This window comes from Isoptericola sp. GX10416, from assembly GCF_056590155.1.
In genome coordinates this window covers 236,948-255,071 of sequence record NZ_JBWPVO010000003.1, presented here as the reverse complement: position 1 = coordinate 255,071, position 18,124 = coordinate 236,948, and the positions used below count along the sequence as shown (strand labels likewise).

Below are 18,124 nucleotides of genomic sequence, written 5' to 3'. Positions count from 1 at the left end.
ACTACTGCGGCGCGGGCCCCGTCGTCGTCCCCGTCGCCAGCCCCACCGGCAGCGTCACGGTGGTCGGTTCCTCGCCCGCGAGCAGGCCGATGACGGCGTGGCCCAGCGCGGCGCCCTTCTCCCGCAGCGGCTGGTGCACGCTCGTGAGCACGTCGGGCGACAGCCAGGGCAGGGCGATGCCGTCGAAGCCGGCGATCGAGACGTCCTCGGGCACGGACAGTCCGAGCTCGCGGGCGGCGATGACGGCCCCCGCCGCCAGCAGGTCCGAGTGGGCCACGATCGCCGTCGGACGTTCCCACGCCGGGACCCAGGTGGACAGGATCTCCGTCGCGGCGTCGCGCCCGTGCTCGACCAGCGACGCGGGCGTCTCCCAGGTGAGCACGGGGTCGACGGCGTCCCGCACGCCGGCGAGGCGGTTCGCGGTGGGCGTCCGGTCCACCCTCGTCAGCCGCTCGGCGTCGACCGGGCCGGAGCGTTCGCCGTGGCCGAAGGGCAGCGCGATCTCCGCGACGCGAGTGTGCCCGAGGTCGAGGAGGTGGCGGGCGGCCTCGGCCATCCCGACGCGGTCGTCGAGGGCGACCAGCGGCGCGCCGTCGACCGCGCGGCCCTCGCCGACGACGACGGGGACGTTGCGCCGTTGCAGCGCGGTGAGGATCGGGTCGTCCGTCAGCACGCCCCAGACGAGCACCGCGACGTCCATGGCCGCCGTCTCGAGCAGGGGGTCCACGCCGTCGTCGGAGGGGCTGACGCCGGGGATCAGCAGGACGCCGAGGCCCTGGGTGCCGAGCACGTCGACGAGGCCGTCCAGCACCTGCACGGCGACCGGGTCGCGGAAGGCGCGCCCGGGGTAGTCGCCGATGACGACACCGATGATGCCGGACCGCCCGCGGCGGAGCTGGCGTCCGAGCGGGTTGGGGCCGGTGTACCCGAGCTCCGCGGCCGCGACGAGCACCTTGTCGCGGGTCTCGCCGGTGATCGGCCCCGACCCGGAGAAGGCGAGCGAGGCCGTGGAGACGGAGACGCCGGCGTGCTCGGCGACCCGAGCGAGGGTCGGGCGGCTGCCCGGTGTGCGGCCCATGCGGCTCCTTCTGCCGTCGGTGCGAGCCGCCAGCCTATCGGTGCGCGAGGCACTCCGCTCGAAACGATTTGACCGAACGGTGGGTGCTGCTGGATCGTCATGCTGTGAACACCTCTGTCCCCGCCGCGGCCGCCGACGAGCGCCGCCTCCGCTCCGCCACGTGGGCGGTCTTCGGCGTCTTCGCCACCGCCGGGTTCGGCATGGCCACCTGGGCGTCCCGGATCCCCGCCGTCCGCGACGGTCTCGGGTTCTCCGAGGGGCAGATGGGGCTGCTGCTGCTCACCGCCTCCATCGGGTCGATCTGCGCGCTCCCGCTGTCCGGGATGATCAGCTCGCGGCTCGGGGCGTCGCGCACCGTGCTGTTCTTCGCCATCGCCTCCGCGGTCGGGTTCGCCGTCGCCTGCTTCGGGGTCGACGCCGGGAACCACGTCTGGGTGCGGGTCGGCCTCTTCCTCGCTGGCGTCGGCGTCGGAGTGTGGGACGCGGCCATGAACCTCGAGGGCGCGGTGGTCGAGCAGCGGCTCCGCAAGGCGATCATGCCGCGGTTCCATGCCGCGTTCAGCGTCGGCACCGTCGCCGGTGCCGGCATCGGCGCGGTCGCGGCGTGGCTGCAGGTCCCGATCACGCCGCACCTGGTGAGCATCGTCGTCCTCGACTCCGTCGCCGTGGCCTTCTGCGTCCGGGCCTTCCTGCCCGCGCACGACGCCGGTCCCACCATCTCGCAGGACGGCGCCCAGGACACGATCGCCGACCCGTCGATCGCCGTCGAGCCCTCGCACGGGCACACCGTCAAGGACACGCTGGCGACCTGGCGCGAGCCGCGCACCCTGCTCGTCGGTCTCATCGTGCTCGGCGCGGCGCTCACCGAGGGCGCCGCGAACGACTGGGTCGGCCTGGCCACCGTCGACGGATTCGGCGTCGGGGACGGCCTCGGAGCGTTCGCGCTGGCGATCTTCCTCGTCGCGATGACCGTCACCCGGATGGTGGGCACCGCGCTCATCGACCGGTTCGGTCGGGTGTGGGTCCTGCGGGGCAGCGGGGCGTCCGCCATCGTGGGCGTGCTGATCTTCGCCCTCGTGCCGAACCTGCCGACGGCGCTGGTCGGCGTCGCGCTCTGGGGCGCCGGCGCCGGCCTCGGGTTCCCGATGGGCATGTCCGCGGCGTCCGACGACCCGCGCCGCGCCGCCCTGCGCGTCGCCGTCGTCTCGACCGTCGGCTACTCGGCGTTCTTCCTCGGCCCGGCGCTCATCGGGTTCCTCGCCGAGCACACCGGCTACCGGCTCGCGCTGCTCGTGCTGGCCGCGCCCGTGCTCCTCGGGATCCTCGTGGCCGGCGCGGCGAAGCCTCCGCAGGACGAGGTGCCCGCGGTCGAGGCGTCTACCCTGGAGAGGTGAGCCAGACCGCGCCGAGCACCTCCACCGAGCCGACCTCCGCCGTCGGGCAGGATGCCGCCCCGACCCTCGCCGACCTGACGACGCTGCGCGTCGGCGGGCCGGTCGACCACTACGTCGAGGCCACCACGGAGGCCGAGCTGATCGACGCGGTGCGGGGGGCGGACGACGCCGGGGTGCCGCTGCTCGTCGTGGGCGGCGGGTCCAACCTGCTCGTCTCGGACGAGGGGTTCGACGGCCTGGTGGTGCGTGACGTGCGCCAGGGCCTGGAGGCGGACCTGGAGGACTCCTGCGGCACGGACGGTGCCTGCGGCGGGGCGAGCCTGAGCATCCCGGCGGGGCAGGACTGGGACGCGTTCGTGGCCGAGGCCGTGGCGAACGAGTGGGTCGGCGTCGAGGCGCTGTCCGGGATCCCGGGGACGGTCGGCGCGGCGCCCGTGCAGAACATCGGCGCGTACGGGCAGGAGATCTCGGGCGTGGTCGCGGCGGTGCGGACCTGGGACCGTGCCACGGGGCAGCGCAAGTCCCTGTCGCTGTCGGAGCTCGAGTTCGGGTACCGGTCGAGCCTGCTCAAGCGGACGATGCGGGTCGCCCCGACGGGCGGAGCCGACCTCTGGTACCCGACGCCGCGGTACGTGGTGCTCCAGGTCGACCTGCAGATGCGCCTCGGTTCGCTCTCGGCGCCCGTCGGCTACGGCGAGCTGGCGCGCCGCCTCGGTGTCGAGGTGGGGCAGCGAGCGCCGTCCGCCAAGGTGCGCGAGGCGGTCCTCGAGCTGCGGGGCGGCAAGGGGATGCTGCTCGACGGCGTGGGCCCGGACGCGCAGCCCGGTGACCATGACCGCTGGTCGGCCGGCTCGTTCTTCACCAACCCGGTGGTGCCGGTCGACGCGGCCGACGTGCTGCCGGCCGACGCGCCGCGGTTCCCGGTCCGGTCGGCGACGCCGACCACGACGACGGGTCCGGCGCTGGGAGAGATCGACCCGTCGCTGGTCAAGACGTCCGCGGCCTGGTTGATCGAGCACGCCGGGTTCGCCAAGGGTTTCGGGCTCGCGGGGGAGCACTCGCCGGCGCGGTTGTCGACGCGGCACACGCTGGCCCTGACGAACCGGGGCGGCGCGACGGCGCACGACCTCGTGGCGCTGGCCCGCGCGGTCCGCGACGGGGTGCGGGACGAGTTCGGCATCGAGCTGGAGCCGGAGCCCGTGCTGGTCGGCCTCGCCCTCTGACGCCCCGCCCCCCTCCCGCTGTGGGTGCACGACACGCCGGTGCGCAGAGCGACCCGCCGGCGCGTCGTGCACCCACAGCGGGAGGGGGTGCGGGCGCGGGAGGGGGTCAGTAGACGACGACCGGGGTGCCCTTCGACATGCCCCAGGTGTCCCAGAGCCAGTTCATCGCAGAGTTCGACACGCGGACGCAGCCGTGCGACGCCGGCCACGGCGGGATCGATCCCGACCCGTGCACGGCGAACGACCCGTGGAAGTACTTCGGCCGGTACATCGAACCCAGCTCCAGCGTCGACTCGTGCAGATAGTTGCGCTCCATGTACACCGCGAACGATCCCCGCGGGGTGCTCGCCGTGTACGTGCGGCCCCTGGCCTCGTACGTCTCGCCGTTGCCGGACGACGCGTTGAGCACGCGGGTGACGCGGCCGTCCTCGACCGTCATGAGGAGCTGTCGGGACAGGTCGATCTCCACGACCTTGCCCGACGACGACTGCGGTGACGGCCGGGCGCCCGAGTCGAGCGCCTTCTGCGTCTGGGGCCCGACGACGCCGTCCCGCCCGAGGCCGGCGGCCTTCTGCAGGGCCCACACCGCCTGCTGGGTCGCGGGCCCGAACCGCCCGTCGACCTCCGGCAGGAAGTAGCCGAGGTCGACCAGGCGCTGCTGCAGGGCGGTCACCTGCTTGCCGGACGCCCCGTAGACGGGCCAGTCGGGCGCCTCGTCCTTCGCCTCGGCCCCCTTCTTGCCGGAGCCCTTGCCCTTCTTGTCCCGAGAGCCGCGCTCCTTCGCCTCGGCCTGCTTCGCCTCGTCCACCGCCGAGTCGTCGGCGTCGTCCGCCTCGGCGTCGCCCGCGTCCGACGACGGCGACGCGGCCGCCGAGGGGCGCTCGGGCGGGAGGCCCTCCGGAGACGGCAGGTCCGTGACGGCGTCGGCCGAACCGGGCGAGGCCTGCGGGGCAGCCGTCGGCGTGGTAGCAGCCGTGCTCGACTTTGCCGACGTGGGCTCCTGCCCCTCGGTCCCGGTGAGCGTCGCGCAGCCGGGTACCAGCAACAGTGCGAGTCCGATACCGGCTGCCGTGAGCCGTCGTCGCCTCGTCGTCGTGGTCCTCGTCATCGTGCACACCTTCCCGGAACGGCCGCGTCGGGCCGGGCTCGCGACCGCGGACTTCTACCGTGCCGCGTCGGCGACCGCTTGGCGAGCCACGGCGCCGTCCGACCGGTGATCGACACCGTCTCGTGACCTGGACGTCGTCACCGTGAGGTGATCTCACCGTCCATGACGTACGGCAGGCGTCGATCGGGACAGACGGCACCGCGGCATCGATGCGCGGGAGCCTCGCCGGGGTCAGCGTGCGCGCAGCACCTCCAGGCGGTGCCGGTACTCGCTCTCGTCGATCTCGCCGCGCGCGTAGCGCTCGCCGAGCACCGACTCGGGGGACCCGGCACGGCCCCACGGGCCCCAGCCGTGCCGGGCGCGCCGGGCGACGAGGAACACCACCGCCGCGAGCAGCAGGAACCACAGGATCGGCAAGACGATCCACCAGCCGGGCCCACCGCCGCCCGACCAGGCGGGGTGGGCGGCGACGGATGCCACGGTGGTCAGCATGTCGGTCTCCTTCGGGTCGTGGCCGCGCGTGGTGCGGGCCTGGTCCCACGGTCGCGGTCGAGGCGCTCGCCGTCGTCCCCCGTGGGTGCCGATCCTCGTCGTCCCGGGGTGCCGCCCGGCCGGTCAGCCCGACCAGCCGGGCCGCACCACGCCGGCCTCGTAGGCGGTGACCACGAGCTGGGCCCGGTCGCGCGCCGCGAGCTTGGTCATCACGCGCGACACGTGGGTCTTGACGGTCGACTCGGAGAGGTGCAGGTGGCGGGCGATCTCCTCGTTGGACGCCCCGCCGGCCACCTCGACGAGGACCTGGTGCTCGCGGTCCGTGAGGTCGGCCAGCCCGGGCGGCGGCACCACCTCCCGGGTGGCGGCGGCGACCCGGGCCAGCAGCCGTCGCGTCACGCCGGGGGAGAGGAGGGCGTCGCCGGCGGCGGCCACGCGCACCGCCCGGACCAGGTCCGCCGGCTCGGTGTCCTTGACGAGGAACCCGGTCGCGCCGCCACGGATGGCCTCGGCCACGTAGTCGTCGAGCTCGAAGGTCGTCACCACGACGACGTGCACGTGGCTCGCCCGCCGGTCGGCGACGATCCGCCGGGTGGCCGCCAGGCCGTCGAGCCCCGGCATGCGGACGTCCATGAGCACGACGTCGGGGAGCAGCTCGAGGGCGAGGCGGACGGCGTCGTGCCCGGTGGAGGCCTCGCCGACCACCGTCATGCCGTCCTCGGCCGTCAGGAGGGCGCGGAACCCGCCGCGCACCAACGCCTGGTCGTCGGCCAGCAGCACCCGGATCATGTGTCCTCCTGCGTCCCGGAGCCCGCGTCGTGCGGCGGGCTCGCCCACGGGATCGTCGCATCGACCGCGAACCCGTCGCGGGTCGGGCCCGCGTACAGGGTCCCGCCGGCGCCCTCGACCCGCTCGCGCATCCCGCGCAACCCGTACCCCGGGTGTCCGGACGGGCCTGGGGTCGGTCCGTCGCCCGGGCGGCCGTCGTCGCTCACCCGTACGCGGAGCGACCCACCCTGGCGGTCGAGGCGGACGACGACGGCGCGCGCGTCCTGCGCGTGCCGGCCCACGTTGGTCAGGGCCTCCTGGACCACGCGGTAGGCGATCCCGGCGACGTGCGGCGGGACCTCGGGCAAGGGCTCCGCGTCGAACCGCACGGTGGTCCCGAGCGCACGCAGGGGCTCGGCGAGCGCCGGGAGCGTCGCCAGGTCCCAGGCGGGTGCGGGGACGTGGTCGCCGGCGACGACGTCCCCGTCCTCCGCGCGGACCACGCCCAGGACGGCGCGCACCTCGTCGAGCGCGTCACGGCTGGTGGCGCGGATCGACGTGAGCGCGGAGCGGGCCTGCTCCGGGTCGCGTTCCAGCAGGTGCAGCCCCACGCCGGACTGCACGGTGATCGCGGACAGCGAGTGGGCCAGCACGTCGTGCAGCTCGCGGGCGATGCGGAGCCGTTCGGTGGCCACGGCGGTGCGCTCCCGCTCGAGGCGGGCGGCCCGGTGCGCCGCCACCCGGGCGAACCGTTCGCGGACCGCACCCGCCACGAGCAGCGCGACGGCCGTCCACGCGATCCCGCCGAGGATGCCGGCGGGCCGGGGGACGTCGGTGCGCAGGGCGGCCGCCGCCAGGATCGCGCCCCAGCCCACCACCGCCCCGGACCAGGCGACGACGCGTGCTCGCCGTGCCGGGCCGGTCAGGGCGACCGTGACGAGCACCCCGAGCAACCCGCCGATCGCGGGACCCCACGCGTAGCCGAGCGCGAGGTAGCTGCCGACGGCGGTCGCGGCGAGCAGGACCGCCACCACGGGGCGCCGCACGAGCGCAGCCACGACGACGGGGGACGCCAGCGCCAGGCCGAGCCCCAGCACGTCCAGCGGTCGTTCGCCGGGACGCCAGTGCGAGGCGCCCAGCGTGCCGACCGTGACGACGACGGCCAGTGCCGTCGCGAGGAACAGGCGCGGCCGCCGCCGGTCGAGCGGACCTCGCGCGTCCTCGCCGGTGTGGGACCGGTCCATGCCTGGCACCGTACGCCGAGCGGTTCCCGGGCGCGTCCCGCTGAGGTGCCGTCCGCCGTCGTCCCCGGGTACCGCTCGCCCGACGGTCCGGATGAGAGGACTCTCATCCGGCTCTCACCGCCCACCCGCTCGAGTGCGATCGGATGGCCGTATGACCGTCGAGACCTCTGCCTCCCGGACCTCGCCCGCAGACCACCGCGTCTGGCGGGACCTGCTGACCGGTCCGTCGGCGGGCGCGGTCCTCGCGGCCGCGCTGGGGGCCGACGGCGCGAGCCTCGACACCTGGCACGTGCGCGAGGTGCAGGCACGCCCGGGCGCGGAGCTGACGGTGGCCTACGACGTCGTCGCGCGTCGCCGGGACGACGGCGCGGACACCAGCGCGCACGAGCACCTCTTCGCCACGAGCGCGGCGGGCCTGGACGCCGGCGCCGACAGCACGGCCCTGGACGACGGCGTGGTGCGGCTCGACGACGGCACGCACCTCCTGCACGTCTGGCGCCACCCGCACGACCCGGCGCTGCCCGGGATGCCGGTCGGCACCACACCGGCGCGACTGACGGCGCGGCTGCGCGAGGCCGGCATCGCCGCCGACGTCCTGTCGCTGGAGACCGTGACCTACCGGCCGATGCGGCGGGCCGTGCTGCGAGCCCGCACCACGATCGGGACGCTGTACGTCAAGGTGGTCCGGCCCGCGCGGGCGGCCGCCCTCGTGCAGCGGCACGAGCTGTTCACCGCCCAGGACCGGCTCGCCGCACCGCGGGTGCTGACCTGGGGCGACGACGGTGTCGTGGTGCTCGCGGAGCTCGTCGGCCGACCGCTGGCCGACCACCTGGCGGCCACGCCCGCGCACCGGCAGCCCGACGCTTTCGACCCCGCCGACCTCCTGCGCCTGGCCGCCGCGCTGCCCGCCGAGGGCGTCCGGCTGCCGCGCCGTGCGCCCTGGGCGGAGCGGCTCGACCAGTACACCGCGGCGCTCGCGGACGGGCACGGCATCGACCCCGCGCGGCTGGACCGGCTGGCGGCCGGGGTGCGTGACGCCGTCCGGGGCCGGGACCTGGGCCCGGTCGTGACCACGCACGGCGACCTCCACGCCGCGAACATCGTGCTCGGGGACGCCGGGCCGGGCGCCGCGCCGCGGCCGGCGGGCGTCCTCGACGTCGACACCCTGGGTCCCGGCCACCTGGTCGACGACCTGGCATGCGCCGTCGCCCACCTCGCCGTGCTGCCGGGCCTCGCGCCCGGGACGTACGACGGCGTCGACGGGCTGGTCGAGCGCTGCCTGGCGGGGTTCGGTGCCGCGGTGGACCCGGTGGTGCTGCGGGCCCGGGCGGCCGCCGTCGTGGTCTCGCTCGCCGTCGGGGCGCCGGACGCTGCGACCGCGTCCGGCTGGATCGACGTCGCCGAGCGGTTCGTGGCGGCGGTCGAAGGTTTCTGAGAGTCCTCTCACCTCGACCTCCTCGACGTCTCACCCGGAGCCGCGAGTCTTGAGTCATCAGGCAGCCGGAGGGCTGCACCGACGGACCGAGGGTCCTCGCCACGAAGGAGCTGGAACTCATGAAGGCACGCAACGTCTGGATCGTCAGCGGAGCGCTCGGAGCGGTCGCGCTGGGTACCACGATGGCCGCTGCGCAGGGGACGTTCGACGCGCCGTCGGACAAGGTGGTCTCGTCGGCCGTCACTGTCGGTGACGACACGACCGGTGCTGTGACCGACCCGGGGGCCAGCACCGCGACGGACACCCAGTCGGTCTCGCCGTCGCCGGCCGCCGTGCAGAACAGCACGTCGATCACCACGGTCACCGCGGGTTCGGTGGCCAGCGCCACCACGGCCCCGACGACGGACACCCCCGGCTCGCCGGTCAGCCCGGTCTCGGCGACGAGCCCCGTCAGCCCGGTGTCCCCCCAGAGCGCCCAGTCGGCCGACTCTGCCCAGTCGGCCCAGAGCGCCCAGTCGGCCCAGAGCGCCCAGAGCGCCCAGAGCGCCCAGTCGGCGCCGTCCGCCCCCTCGGCGGACTGAAGCCCGACCGGCCGGCAGTCATCCAGAAAGGTGGGTCGGGGTTCCTCGCGCCGTCGTCAGACGGGAAGCGCAGGTCGCGCAGCGACCGTGAGCGCGACGGCGCGAGGAACCCCGACCCACCCTTCGTCGTCGACCGGCGAACGAGACGGAGCCGTCACGCCAACCGGTACCCCATCCCGCGGACCGTGACGAACCGTTCCGCGCCCAGCTTGTTGCGCAGGTAGCGCACGTACACGTCCACCACGTTGGACCCGGGGTCGAAGTCGTAGCCCCACACCCGTGAGAGCAGCTGCTCGCGGCTGAGCACCTGCCCGGGGTTGCGCAGGAACGCCTCGGCGAGGGCGAACTCGCGAGCGGAGAGGTCCACCTCGACGTCACCGGCACGAGCCCGCCGGGTGCGCAGGTCGAGGCTGAGGTCGCCGTGGCTCAGGACGGTCACGTCGCCGCCGGGCTCGGTGCGCAACCGCAGCCGGATGCGCGCCAGGAGCTCCTCGAACCGGAACGGCTTGGGCATGTAGTCGTCGGCGCCGCCCTCGAGGCCTGCCACGGTGTCGGAGACCGAGGTCCGTGCCGTCAGGATGATCACGGGCATAGCGACCTTCGCCTCGCGGAGCCGGCGCAGCACGGTGAACCCGTCCTGGTCGGGCAGCCCGAGGTCCAGCACGAGCAGGTCGAAGTCGCCGGAGGCGGCGAGGTCGAACGCCTCGCGGGCCGTGCCCACCGTGGTGCTGGCGTAGCCGGCGGCGCGCAGTCCCTTGGCGATGAACGAGGCGATGCGGGACTCGTCCTCGGCGACGAGGATCTGGCTCACGGGTCGGTCCTTCCGTCTGGTCGGGTGTCGGTCGGCGTGGCCGCGGGACGGGCGATCACCGGCAGGTCGATGGTGAACGTGGCGCCGTGACCGGGGACGGAGTCCACGGAGACGGTCCCCTCGTGACCCTCGGCGATCGCGGCGACGATCGCGAGGCCGAGCCCGGACCCGTCCCGCCGGTCTCCGCCGTGGTCGCCGCGAGCGAACCGGTCGAAGATCGCGGTGGCGTCCTCGCTCGAGATCCCGACGCCCTCGTCGCGCACCCACAGGTGGACCCGCGAGCCGTCGTCGCTGATGCGCGAGCCGATCGCGACCACGCTGCCGTCGTCCGAGAACTTCACGGCGTTCGCCGCGAGCTGCAGCCAGGCCTGGGTCAGTCGCTGGGCGTCGGCGAGGGCGAACGCGTCGGTGCGGTCGTCCACGAGCCAGGTCCGCTCGCCGAGGGGACGGATCTTGTCGAGCACGTCGTCGGTGAGGCGCCCGAGGTCCACGAGGGCGGGACGGACGAAGTCCGGCTGCCCGACGGTGGCGAGGGTCACGAGGTCGTCGACGAGGCGGCGCATCCGGTCCAGCTCGTCGAGCGCCAGGTCGCGGGTGTCGGCCGCGTCGGCCGGGTCGTGCGGGTCCATCAGCTCGAGGTGGCCCTGCACGATCGTCAGTGGTGTGCGGAGCTCGTGCCCGACGTCGTCGAGCAGCCGTCGCTGTGCCTCGAAGGACTCCTCCAGCCGACCGAGCATGCCGTTGAAGGCCCGGGTGAGCTGGGTGAGGTCGTCGTTGCCGGTCTCGGGGATGCGCGCCGACAGGTCGGTGTCGCCGATCTGCTGGGCCGTCCGGGCGAGGAGGCGGATCGGCCGGAGCAGCCGTCCGGCGAGCAGCCAGCCCACGACGCCGGTGACCACCAGCGCGACGAGGGCCACGAGCGCGTAGCCGCGGAAGACGGCGTGGGTCACGGCGTGCTCCGCGGCCCGGTCGTAGGCGAGCACGAGCGCGGCCGGGGCGCCCGCGGAGTCCGCCTGCGCGCCGGGGAGCGACGCCACGGGGACCACGAGTGCGCGGTAGTCGGTCGACGCGGTCTGCACCGACCGGAGCACGGCCTGCTCGGCGTCGACCAGCGGGGTCACCGCCTCGACGAAGGCCGCGTCGTCCTCCAGGTGGACCGTCACCGCCTGCTGCGTGACCAGCGGGCTCTTCCCGGCACGCAGGCCGATCACACCTTCGTTGCGGCTCGGCACGGTGAGCTGGATCGCCGTGACGACGACATCCTCCGGGGAGGAGAACGGCTCACCGGTCACGGGGCTGACGCCGGACTCCGCGAGCGCCCGCAGCTCGTCGACGTCCTGCACGAGGTCGGCATCGATCCGGGTGTCGACCTGCCGGAAGGCGAGGAGGTAGGCGGTCCCGCCCGCCAGGGTGACGGCGAGCACGGTGAGGGCGAGCAGGGCGGCCAGGATGCGGGTGCGAACGGTGAGGCCACGGGCCGGGTCGGTGACGAGGGCCATCAGTCGTCGTCCTCGTCCTCGTCGTCATCATCGTCGTCGTCGTCATCGTCGTCGACCGCCGGCGGCACCGGGGCGACCTCGCCGTCCTCCCGGGCCGGGCGCTCCGACGGCGTCGGGCGATCGGAGGGCGTCGGGCCGGCGGGGAGCGACGGCTCGGGCGAGGGGGAGATGACGACGACGCTCCCGACGTCGCGGTCCTCGGGCTCGCCGGACACGGCGGCGGCCACCGCGACCCCGGCCGCGACCAGGAGGAGCCCGACGAGCGCCCAGGTGAGCAGACGGAGCGTCGGGCGAGTCATGCGCGGATCATCCCGCGGCCGGATGAGACGGAGATGAGAGCCAGTCGTCCACCCCGGCGAGCAGACGCTTGCGCGTCGTCTCGGAGGCCCGTGAGCCCCGGACGGAAGCCCGGGCGAGGTCGGCGAGCTCGGGGTCGCTGAAGCCGTGCACGGTGCGGGCGGTCTCGTACTGCTGCACCAGGCGTGAGCCGAACAGCAGCGGGTCGTCCGCCCCGAGCGCCACCTGGGCACCGGCGTCGACCAGCGTGCGCAGAGGGACGTCGTCGTCCCGTTCGTACACGCCCAGGCTCACGTTGGAGGCCGGGCAGACCTCGAGGGCCACCCCGGACTCGACGAGCGATCCCAGCAGGGCCGGATCCTCCACCGCGCGCACCCCGTGACCGAGCCGGTCCGGTGTCAGCGCCCCCACGACCTCGCGCAGGTGCGCCGGGCCGAGCAGCTCGCCGCCGTGCGGCACCGACGCCAGCCCGGCCCGCCGGGCGATGCGGAACGCGGCGGCGAACTCCGAGGTGTCGCCCCGGCGCTCGTCGTTGCTCAGCCCGAACCCGACGATCTCGCCCGGCCCGTCGCCGGCGTACCGGGCCGCCAGCCGGGCCAGCGTCCGCGCGTCCAGCGGGTGCCGCATGCGAGAGGCGGCGACGACGACGGCGACCTCCACCCCGTGCGCGGCGCTCGCGGCACGCGCCTCGTCCAGGACGATCTCGACGGCCGGGGTGATGCCCCCGACGAACGGGGCGTACGAGGTGGGGTCCACCTGGATCTCGAGCCGACCGGACCCCTCGGCGGCGTCGTCGGCCGCGGCCTCGGCGACGAGCCGGCGCATGTCGGCCTCGGAACGGACGCAGTGGCGGGCGGCGTCGTAGAGCCGCTGGAAACGGAACCAGCCGCGCTCGTCGGCGGGGACGCGCAGGGCGACGCCGTCGGTGAGCGCGGACGGCAGCCGGATGCCGTGCTCGGCGGACATCTCACGCAGGGAGGAGACCCTGAGCGACCCCGTGAAGTGCAGGTGGAGGTGGGCCTTGGGGAGCTTCGCCAGGTCGCGCACCCTGACAGTCTGGCACTACGTGAGCCAGCCGCGCCGTCGGGCCACCGTGACCGCCGCGGTGCGGTCGTCCACGCCGAGCTTGGCGAACGCGCGCAGGAGGTGCGTCTTGACGGTCGTCTCGGCGATGAACAGCTCGCGGCCGATCGCGGCGTTCGACAACCCGCGCTCCACCAGTCGCAGCACCTCGGCTTCGCGCGGGGTCGGGCGCTCCTCCGCCGTGCGCACGGAGGTCATCAGCCGTGTCACGACCGACGGCGCCAGCACCGTCTCGCCGCGGGCCGCGGCATGGACGCCGGCCACCAGCGTGGCCCGGGGTGCGTCCTTGAGCAGGTATCCCGTCGCTCCGGCCTCGACCGCACGCAGGATGTCGGCGTCGGTGTCGTACGTGGTGAGCACGACGACGCGGGGTCCGCCCGCGACGTCCCGGGCGATCTGCTCCGTCGCGCCCACGCCGTCGAGCACGGGCATCCGCAGGTCCATGAGGACGACGTCGGGGGAGAGCTCCCGGGCCAGGGCCACCGCGCGTTCGCCGTCGGCCGCCTCGCCGACGATGTGCACGTCCGGCTCGCCCGCCAGCATGCCGACGATGCCGGAGCGGACGACGGGGTGGTCGTCGACGACGAGCACACGGATCGTCACGACGTACTCACCGGCAGCCGGACCTGTACCCGGGTGCCTCGCGGGGCGGCGGGGCCGACCTCGAGCACCCCGCCGACCGCCGTGGCCCGTTCGCGCATCCCCGACAGCCCGAACCCCTCGGCGAACTGAGCGGGCAGGCCGCGGCCGTCGTCGGACACCTCGAGCTCGACGGCCGCGTCGGAACGGGTCAGGCGCACGGCGACCGCTGACGCCCCTGCGTGTCGGCGGACGTTCGTCAGCGCCTCCTGCGCCGCACGCAGGAGCACGACGTCGGACGCCGCCCCGGCGGGGTCGAGGCCGTCGGCCGCGTCGGTCTCGCCCTCGACGTCGAACCGCACGACCGTGCCCGTCTCGGTGGTGAACCGTTCCGCGAGGCGTCGGAGCGCTTCGGCGAGCGTGGTGTCCTGCAGCGGGACCGGTGCGAACGCCGCGACGAGCCCTCGTGCCTCGGCCAGGTTGTCCCGGGCGGTCGCCTCGACGACGGCGAGCCGGTCGCGTGCCGCCTGCTCCTCGCCGCGGTCGAGCGCGGCGGAGGCGGCCTGCACCTGGGTCACGACGCTGGTGAACCCCTGGGCGAGGGTGTCGTGGATCTCGCGTGCCATCCGTTCGCGCTCGGCCGCCACCCCTGCCGCGTGGTGGGTCTGCGCGAGCTGGTGCTGCGTGGACCGGAGCTCGTGCAGGAGCTGGGCCCGATCCTCGGAGCGTCGCATCCACGTCGCGGTCCAGAGCCCTAACGTCAGCGCGAAGGCGAGCGCGATCGCCATGTGCGGCGCCGCTGCGAGGAGCCCCCGGGTGGAGAGTCCCGCCTCGAACGCGAGCCCGAACGTCGTCGCGACGGCCAGGACCACCGACGCGAGGACGGCCCGGCGAGGAGGTTCGAGCAGCATCCAGAGCTGGGTGAAGGCCCCGAACAGCAGGAAGGTCGCCAGGCCGCCCTGGGAGACCGCGACGGTGGTCGCGACGACGAGCACCGAGACGTAGGCGGCTGCGCGTCGTTGGTCCCGCGACCGCGCCGCCGGCGCGCCCCATGCCGCGTAGGCGACGAGGATCGCTGCCATCGCCCCGTACGCGACCCACAGCTCGCGGCCGGACTGCCCGCTGACGGGCAGGGCGACGGCCGTGAGCAGGACGATCGCGACGAACGCGACGTCCCACCAGACCACCTGCCGGTCCCAGTCGTCGCCGAGGTCGCCGGGAGGTCCGGCGTCGCGGTCGTCGCCCACCGGGTCAGCCGTCGTCACGCCGCCGCCAGCGGAACGTGCGGACGCCGATCACGAGGCAGAGGATCAGCCATGCGCCCAGTACAGCAGCGACGGCCCCGAGCTGCCAGGACCCGCCGGTCTCGAGGACCACCATGTCCTCGGGCAGGAACACCGAGCGCATCCCCTGGGCGAGCCACTTGAGCGGGAAGACCGACGCCGCGGTCTGCATCCAGCCCGGCAGGGCGAAGAACGCGAAGAAGACGCCGGAGACGAACTGCAGGATCAGTACGACAGGGGTCACCACGGCCGACGCCGACCGCCCGGACCGGGGGACGCTGGAGAACGCGACGCCGCAGACCGCACCGGTCGCGGTGCCGAGGACGTAGACCCAGGCGAACGTCGCCCAGCGGGAGACGTCGTCGGGCATCGGGACGTCGTACAACCATGCCGCGACGGCGAGCAGCACGGCCGTCTGGACCACCGACGTCGCGAGCGTCAGCAGGACCTTGCCGCCGAAGTACGACGTCACGGGCAGCGGGGTGCCCCGCAGCCGGCGCAGCGTCCCGTCGTCGCGCTCCACCGCGATGGAGACGGCGAGCGACTGGAAGCTCGTGAGCATGATCCCCGTCGCGACCATGCCCGGCAGGAAGTACTGGGCGTAGTCCACGGAGGCGACCGGACCGCCCTGCTCCTCCGCGCCGAAGACCGTGGCGAAGATCGCGAGCATGACGATCGGGTAGGCGAAGACGAAGATCACGGCGTCGCGCTCGCGCCAGAACTGACGGAGCTCCAGGCCGGCGCGGGTCAGCGCCAGGCTCGGCACGGAGGGCAGGGGTGCGGTCGAGGGCGGCCTCGCCGTGGTGGTCGTCGCGCGGCGTGCTGTCGTGCTGCTCATCGGTGGGCCTCCGTCCCGACGAGCCCGAGGTAGACGTCCTCGAGGCTGGGGCGGGTGACGCGCAGGTCGGCGACCTCGCCGTCGGGGCCCGACGCCGTCGCGACGAGGTGCGCGACGAGCGCGGACGGTGTCGTGGTGCGGCGGTCGTGGGTGACCCCGTCGGCGGACCACGTGACGACCGGGACGCGGGCCTCGGGCCCGCCGAGCGTGTCGGGCGTGCCGGTGGCGACGACCCGCCCGTCACGGACGACGACGGCCCGGTCGGCGAGGTACGCGGCCTCGTCGAGGTCGTGGGTCGTCAGCAGGATCGTGGTGCCGCCGTCACGCAGCGCCCGCACGATCTCCCAGAAGGAGCGGCGCGCCTGCGGGTCGAATCCCGTCGTCGGCTCGTCGAGGAAGAGCAGATCCGGCTGGCCCACGATGCCGCAGGCGACGTCGAGGCGGCGCCGCTGCCCGCCCGAGAGGCCGCGGACGCGGGTGTCGCTCTTCGCGGTCAGCCCGACCGTGTCGAGGACGGTGCCGGGGTCCGCGGGCGCCGGGTAGTAGCGGGAGGTGTACCGCAGGGTCTCGGCCACGGTCAGCTCGGCCTGGTCGCGCGAGTCCTGGGTCACGACGCCGAGCCGTGCCCGCCAGGCCCGGCCCGCCGACGCCGGGTCCTCGCCGAGGACGCGGACCTCGCCGGCGTCGCGGGTCCGGAAACCTTCGAGGATCTCGATCGTCGTCGTCTTGCCCGCGCCGTTCGGCCCGAGCACCGCGACGATCTCGCCCTGGTCGATGTCGAGGTCGAGCCCGTCCACGGCGCGTCTGTCGCCGTAGCGCTTGCGCAGGCCGCGGACGTGCACGGCTCGGCTGCTCCTGCTCGGTGCGGCGGGCCTGGGGGAGTGTGTCGTCACGGTGGTCATGGACCCAGCCTCCCGACCGCGCGGTCCGGGCGGGACGTCCGTACGGTGGGACGTGGCGTCCACCGGTCGGTGGACACGGCGTGGTTCGACCCACGGCGTCGCGTCGCGTACAGTTGTCCCTCGGTGGTTGACGGCCGCCATGCTGGACCGCGCCCTCACGGGGCTCGACCGGTGCGACGTCGTCGGGCACGAAGGGTAGTGGCGCAATTGGTAGCGCAGCGGTCTCCAAAACCGCAGGTTGCAGGTTCGAGTCCTGTCTACCCTGCCAGCGTGATCCCCCGCGGGGCCGCGCGCAGCGGGGCCATGCGACATGTGTGACCCGAACGCCAGGAGTCTGTGCCGTGGGTACGTCGCCGGCAGGCGGCGTGGCTGCGGTGTGATCGCGAAACGGGGTAGGTCGAAGTGAGCGAGTTGCCGGCTGAGGCCGCTGGGACGCACGGTGCCGGAACGGGCAAGGAGCGTCGTGGCGTCTTCGCCCGCATCGCGCTGTTCGTCCGGCAGGTCGTGGGTGAGCTCCGCAAGGTCGTCACCCCGACCCGGTCGGAGCTGATCAACTACACGATCGTCGTGATCGTGTTCGTCACGGTGGCGATGCTCTTCATCACCGGGCTCGACCTCGTCGTCGGCCAGGGTGCCGGCTGGCTCTTCGGGAACTGATCCCGTCCAGCCCACGATCGCCCGGGCCGCAACCCACATCCGAAGTCAGAAAGCAGGTTCGTTCGTGTCCCAGGACCCTCTGGAGCAGGCGGAGAACGTCGACCCCACGCAGCCCGACGCCACCGGCGTCGAGGCCGACAACGACGCGCCCGTGGCCGACGAGGAGGCTGCGGCCACTTCTGACGACGCGGACGTCACCGCGGAGATCGAGGACCCCGCCGACGAGCTCCGTCGCATGCTGCGCGCGCAGCTCGGTGACTGGTACGTCATCCACTCCTACGCGGGCTACGAGAACCGTGTGAAGGCGAACCTCGAGAACCGCACCCAGAGCCTCAACATGGAGGACTACATCTTCCAGGTGGAGGTCCCCATGGAGGAGGTGACCGAGATCAAGAACGCGCAGAAGAAGACCGTCCGCCGCGTCCGGATCCCCGGTTACGTCCTGGTGCGCATGGACCTCACCGACGAGTCGTGGGGCGCCGTGCGTCACACGCCGGGAGTCACCGGCTTCGTGGGCCACACCCACCAGCCCGTCCCGCTGTCGCTGGACGAGGTCTTCGGGATGCTCGCCCCGACGATGCTCGAGGACTCGCCCGCCAAGCCGTCCGCCGGCGGCGCCGGCGGGGCGACCGGAGGCGCGTCCGCGCAGCCCTCCATCGAGGTCGACTTCGAGGTCGGCGAGTCGGTGACCGTCACGGACGGTCCGTTCGACACGCTGCCCGCCACGATCTCCGAGATCAACGCCGAGGCCCAGAAGCTCAAGGTCCTCGTCTCCATCTTCGGCCGGGAGACCCCGGTCGAGCTGTCGTTCAACCAGGTCGCCAAGATCTGACCGGAGCGCCGGACCTCCGG

The 18,124-nt window shown here is 74.2% G+C and carries 19 protein-coding genes and 1 tRNA gene; 7 read left to right on the top strand and 13 right to left on the bottom strand.

The window, feature by feature from the left end:
- Window position 1 precedes the first annotated feature (1 nt).
- A complete protein-coding gene (locus ACWAT2_RS07005) occupies window positions 2–1,078 on the bottom strand; it encodes a LacI family DNA-binding transcriptional regulator (protein WP_402372561.1) in 1,077 nt (358 codons plus the stop codon).
- A gap of 104 nt (window positions 1,079–1,182) precedes the next feature.
- Here ACWAT2_RS07005 and ACWAT2_RS07000 point away from each other — a divergent pair, with 104 nt between their 5' ends.
- Together ACWAT2_RS07000 and ACWAT2_RS06995 are read left to right on the top strand one after the other, a co-directional pair.
- Window positions 1,183–2,472 (top strand): MFS transporter, encoded by a 1,290-nt coding sequence (locus tag ACWAT2_RS07000; RefSeq protein WP_402372559.1) that lies wholly within the window; start codon window positions 1,183–1,185, stop codon window positions 2,470–2,472.
- Complete coding sequence (locus ACWAT2_RS06995; RefSeq protein ID WP_402372556.1) at window positions 2,469–3,695, top strand: UDP-N-acetylmuramate dehydrogenase; 1,227 nt, start codon at window positions 2,469–2,471, stop codon at window positions 3,693–3,695. Before ACWAT2_RS07000 ends, ACWAT2_RS06995 begins: the two co-directional genes overlap by 4 nt.
- A 106-nt stretch (window positions 3,696–3,801) precedes the next feature.
- Here the strand turns inward: ACWAT2_RS06995 and ACWAT2_RS06990 are convergent, their stop codons facing one another.
- The 4 genes from ACWAT2_RS06990 to ACWAT2_RS06975 form a co-directional block, all read right to left on the bottom strand.
- Window positions 3,802–4,803, bottom strand: a complete 1,002-nt coding sequence (locus ACWAT2_RS06990; protein ID WP_402372554.1) for a L,D-transpeptidase family protein — start codon at window positions 4,801–4,803, stop codon at window positions 3,802–3,804.
- Between the two features lie 231 nt (window positions 4,804–5,034).
- Window positions 5,035–5,295: an SHOCT domain-containing protein gene (locus ACWAT2_RS06985; RefSeq protein ID WP_402372552.1), complete on the bottom strand. Its 261-nt coding sequence runs from the start codon at window positions 5,293–5,295 to the stop codon at window positions 5,035–5,037.
- Between the two features lie 123 nt (window positions 5,296–5,418).
- Window positions 5,419–6,084 (bottom strand): response regulator, encoded by a 666-nt coding sequence (locus ACWAT2_RS06980; RefSeq protein WP_402372549.1) that lies wholly within the window; start codon window positions 6,082–6,084, stop codon window positions 5,419–5,421.
- Complete coding sequence (locus tag ACWAT2_RS06975; RefSeq protein ID WP_402372546.1) at window positions 6,081–7,307, bottom strand: sensor histidine kinase; 1,227 nt, start codon at window positions 7,305–7,307, stop codon at window positions 6,081–6,083. The genes ACWAT2_RS06980 and ACWAT2_RS06975 overlap by 4 nt, the downstream gene beginning before the upstream one ends.
- A 151-nt stretch (window positions 7,308–7,458) precedes the next feature.
- On the opposite strand from ACWAT2_RS06975, the gene ACWAT2_RS06970 reads away from it, so the two are divergent.
- Window positions 7,459–8,742 (top strand): phosphotransferase family protein, encoded by a 1,284-nt coding sequence (locus ACWAT2_RS06970; protein ID WP_402372543.1) that lies wholly within the window; start codon window positions 7,459–7,461, stop codon window positions 8,740–8,742.
- A gap of 119 nt (window positions 8,743–8,861) precedes the next feature.
- Window positions 8,862–9,323, top strand: a complete 462-nt coding sequence (locus ACWAT2_RS06965) for a hypothetical protein (RefSeq protein WP_402372540.1) — start codon at window positions 8,862–8,864, stop codon at window positions 9,321–9,323.
- Window positions 9,324–9,477: 154 nt separating this feature from the next.
- Here the strand turns inward: ACWAT2_RS06965 and ACWAT2_RS06960 are convergent, their stop codons facing one another.
- From ACWAT2_RS06960 to ACWAT2_RS06925, 8 genes are read right to left on the bottom strand one after another with little or no spacing between them, the layout of a single operon-like run.
- A complete protein-coding gene (locus ACWAT2_RS06960) occupies window positions 9,478–10,134 on the bottom strand; it encodes a response regulator transcription factor (RefSeq protein ID WP_402372539.1) in 657 nt (218 codons plus the stop codon).
- Window positions 10,131–11,633: a sensor histidine kinase gene (locus tag ACWAT2_RS06955; protein ID WP_402372537.1), complete on the bottom strand. Its 1,503-nt coding sequence runs from the start codon at window positions 11,631–11,633 to the stop codon at window positions 10,131–10,133. The genes ACWAT2_RS06960 and ACWAT2_RS06955 overlap by 4 nt, the downstream gene beginning before the upstream one ends.
- Window positions 11,633–11,932, bottom strand: coding sequence for a hypothetical protein (locus ACWAT2_RS06950; protein ID WP_402372534.1), 300 nt, complete (start codon window positions 11,930–11,932; stop codon window positions 11,633–11,635). The genes ACWAT2_RS06955 and ACWAT2_RS06950 overlap by 1 nt, the downstream gene beginning before the upstream one ends.
- Before the next feature lie 7 nt (window positions 11,933–11,939).
- A complete protein-coding gene (locus tag ACWAT2_RS06945) occupies window positions 11,940–12,977 on the bottom strand; it encodes an adenosine deaminase (RefSeq protein WP_402372532.1) in 1,038 nt (345 codons plus the stop codon).
- A gap of 15 nt (window positions 12,978–12,992) precedes the next feature.
- Complete coding sequence (locus tag ACWAT2_RS06940; RefSeq protein WP_402372530.1) at window positions 12,993–13,616, bottom strand: response regulator; 624 nt, start codon at window positions 13,614–13,616, stop codon at window positions 12,993–12,995.
- Entirely contained in the window at window positions 13,613–14,857 is a 1,245-nt protein-coding gene (locus ACWAT2_RS06935) for a sensor histidine kinase (protein WP_402372529.1), read from the bottom strand. Before ACWAT2_RS06935 ends, ACWAT2_RS06940 begins: the two co-directional genes overlap by 4 nt.
- Window positions 14,844–15,713 carry an ABC transporter permease gene (locus ACWAT2_RS06930; RefSeq protein WP_402372526.1) on the bottom strand — a complete coding sequence of 290 codons (870 nt, stop codon included), beginning with the start codon at window positions 15,711–15,713 and terminating at the stop codon, window positions 14,844–14,846. The genes ACWAT2_RS06935 and ACWAT2_RS06930 overlap by 14 nt, the downstream gene beginning before the upstream one ends.
- Window positions 15,710–16,615 (bottom strand): ABC transporter ATP-binding protein, encoded by a 906-nt coding sequence (locus tag ACWAT2_RS06925; protein ID WP_402372524.1) that lies wholly within the window; start codon window positions 16,613–16,615, stop codon window positions 15,710–15,712. The genes ACWAT2_RS06930 and ACWAT2_RS06925 overlap by 4 nt, the downstream gene beginning before the upstream one ends.
- Before the next feature lie 192 nt (window positions 16,616–16,807).
- Between ACWAT2_RS06925 and ACWAT2_RS06920 the strand changes: the two genes are divergently transcribed.
- The 3 genes from ACWAT2_RS06920 (at window position 16,808) to nusG (ending at window position 18,104) form a co-directional block, all read left to right on the top strand.
- Window positions 16,808–16,883: transfer RNA gene (locus ACWAT2_RS06920), tRNA-Trp, on the top strand.
- Between the two features lie 134 nt (window positions 16,884–17,017).
- Window positions 17,018–17,272: a preprotein translocase subunit SecE gene (gene secE, locus ACWAT2_RS06915; protein ID WP_402372522.1), complete on the top strand. Its 255-nt coding sequence runs from the start codon at window positions 17,018–17,020 to the stop codon at window positions 17,270–17,272.
- Between the two features lie 64 nt (window positions 17,273–17,336).
- Window positions 17,337–18,104: a transcription termination/antitermination protein NusG gene (nusG, locus tag ACWAT2_RS06910; protein WP_402372521.1), complete on the top strand. Its 768-nt coding sequence runs from the start codon at window positions 17,337–17,339 to the stop codon at window positions 18,102–18,104.
- Window positions 18,105–18,124: the final 20 nt, after the last annotated feature.

Excerpts from the sequence above, each read along its gene's own strand:
- ACWAT2_RS07005 (WP_402372561.1), bottom strand. The coding sequence starts at position 1,078 with ATGGGCCGCACACCGGGCAGCCGCCCGACCCTCGCTCGGGTCGCCGAG.
- ACWAT2_RS06990 (WP_402372554.1), bottom strand. The coding sequence starts at position 4,803 with ATGACGAGGACCACGACGACGAGGCGACGACGGCTCACGGCAGCCGGT.
- ACWAT2_RS06985 (WP_402372552.1), bottom strand. The coding sequence starts at position 5,295 with ATGCTGACCACCGTGGCATCCGTCGCCGCCCACCCCGCCTGGTCGGGC.
- ACWAT2_RS06980 (WP_402372549.1), bottom strand. The coding sequence starts at position 6,084 with ATGATCCGGGTGCTGCTGGCCGACGACCAGGCGTTGGTGCGCGGCGGG.
- ACWAT2_RS06975 (WP_402372546.1), bottom strand. The coding sequence starts at position 7,307 with ATGGACCGGTCCCACACCGGCGAGGACGCGCGAGGTCCGCTCGACCGG.
- ACWAT2_RS06970 (WP_402372543.1), top strand. The coding sequence starts at position 7,459 with ATGACCGTCGAGACCTCTGCCTCCCGGACCTCGCCCGCAGACCACCGC.
- ACWAT2_RS06965 (WP_402372540.1), top strand. The coding sequence starts at position 8,862 with ATGAAGGCACGCAACGTCTGGATCGTCAGCGGAGCGCTCGGAGCGGTC.
- ACWAT2_RS06955 (WP_402372537.1), bottom strand. The coding sequence starts at position 11,633 with ATGGCCCTCGTCACCGACCCGGCCCGTGGCCTCACCGTTCGCACCCGC.
- ACWAT2_RS06950 (WP_402372534.1), bottom strand. The coding sequence starts at position 11,932 with ATGACTCGCCCGACGCTCCGTCTGCTCACCTGGGCGCTCGTCGGGCTC.
- ACWAT2_RS06930 (WP_402372526.1), bottom strand. The coding sequence starts at position 15,713 with ATGAGCAGCACGACAGCACGCCGCGCGACGACCACCACGGCGAGGCCG.
- ACWAT2_RS06925 (WP_402372524.1), bottom strand. The coding sequence starts at position 16,615 with ATGACCACCGTGACGACACACTCCCCCAGGCCCGCCGCACCGAGCAGG.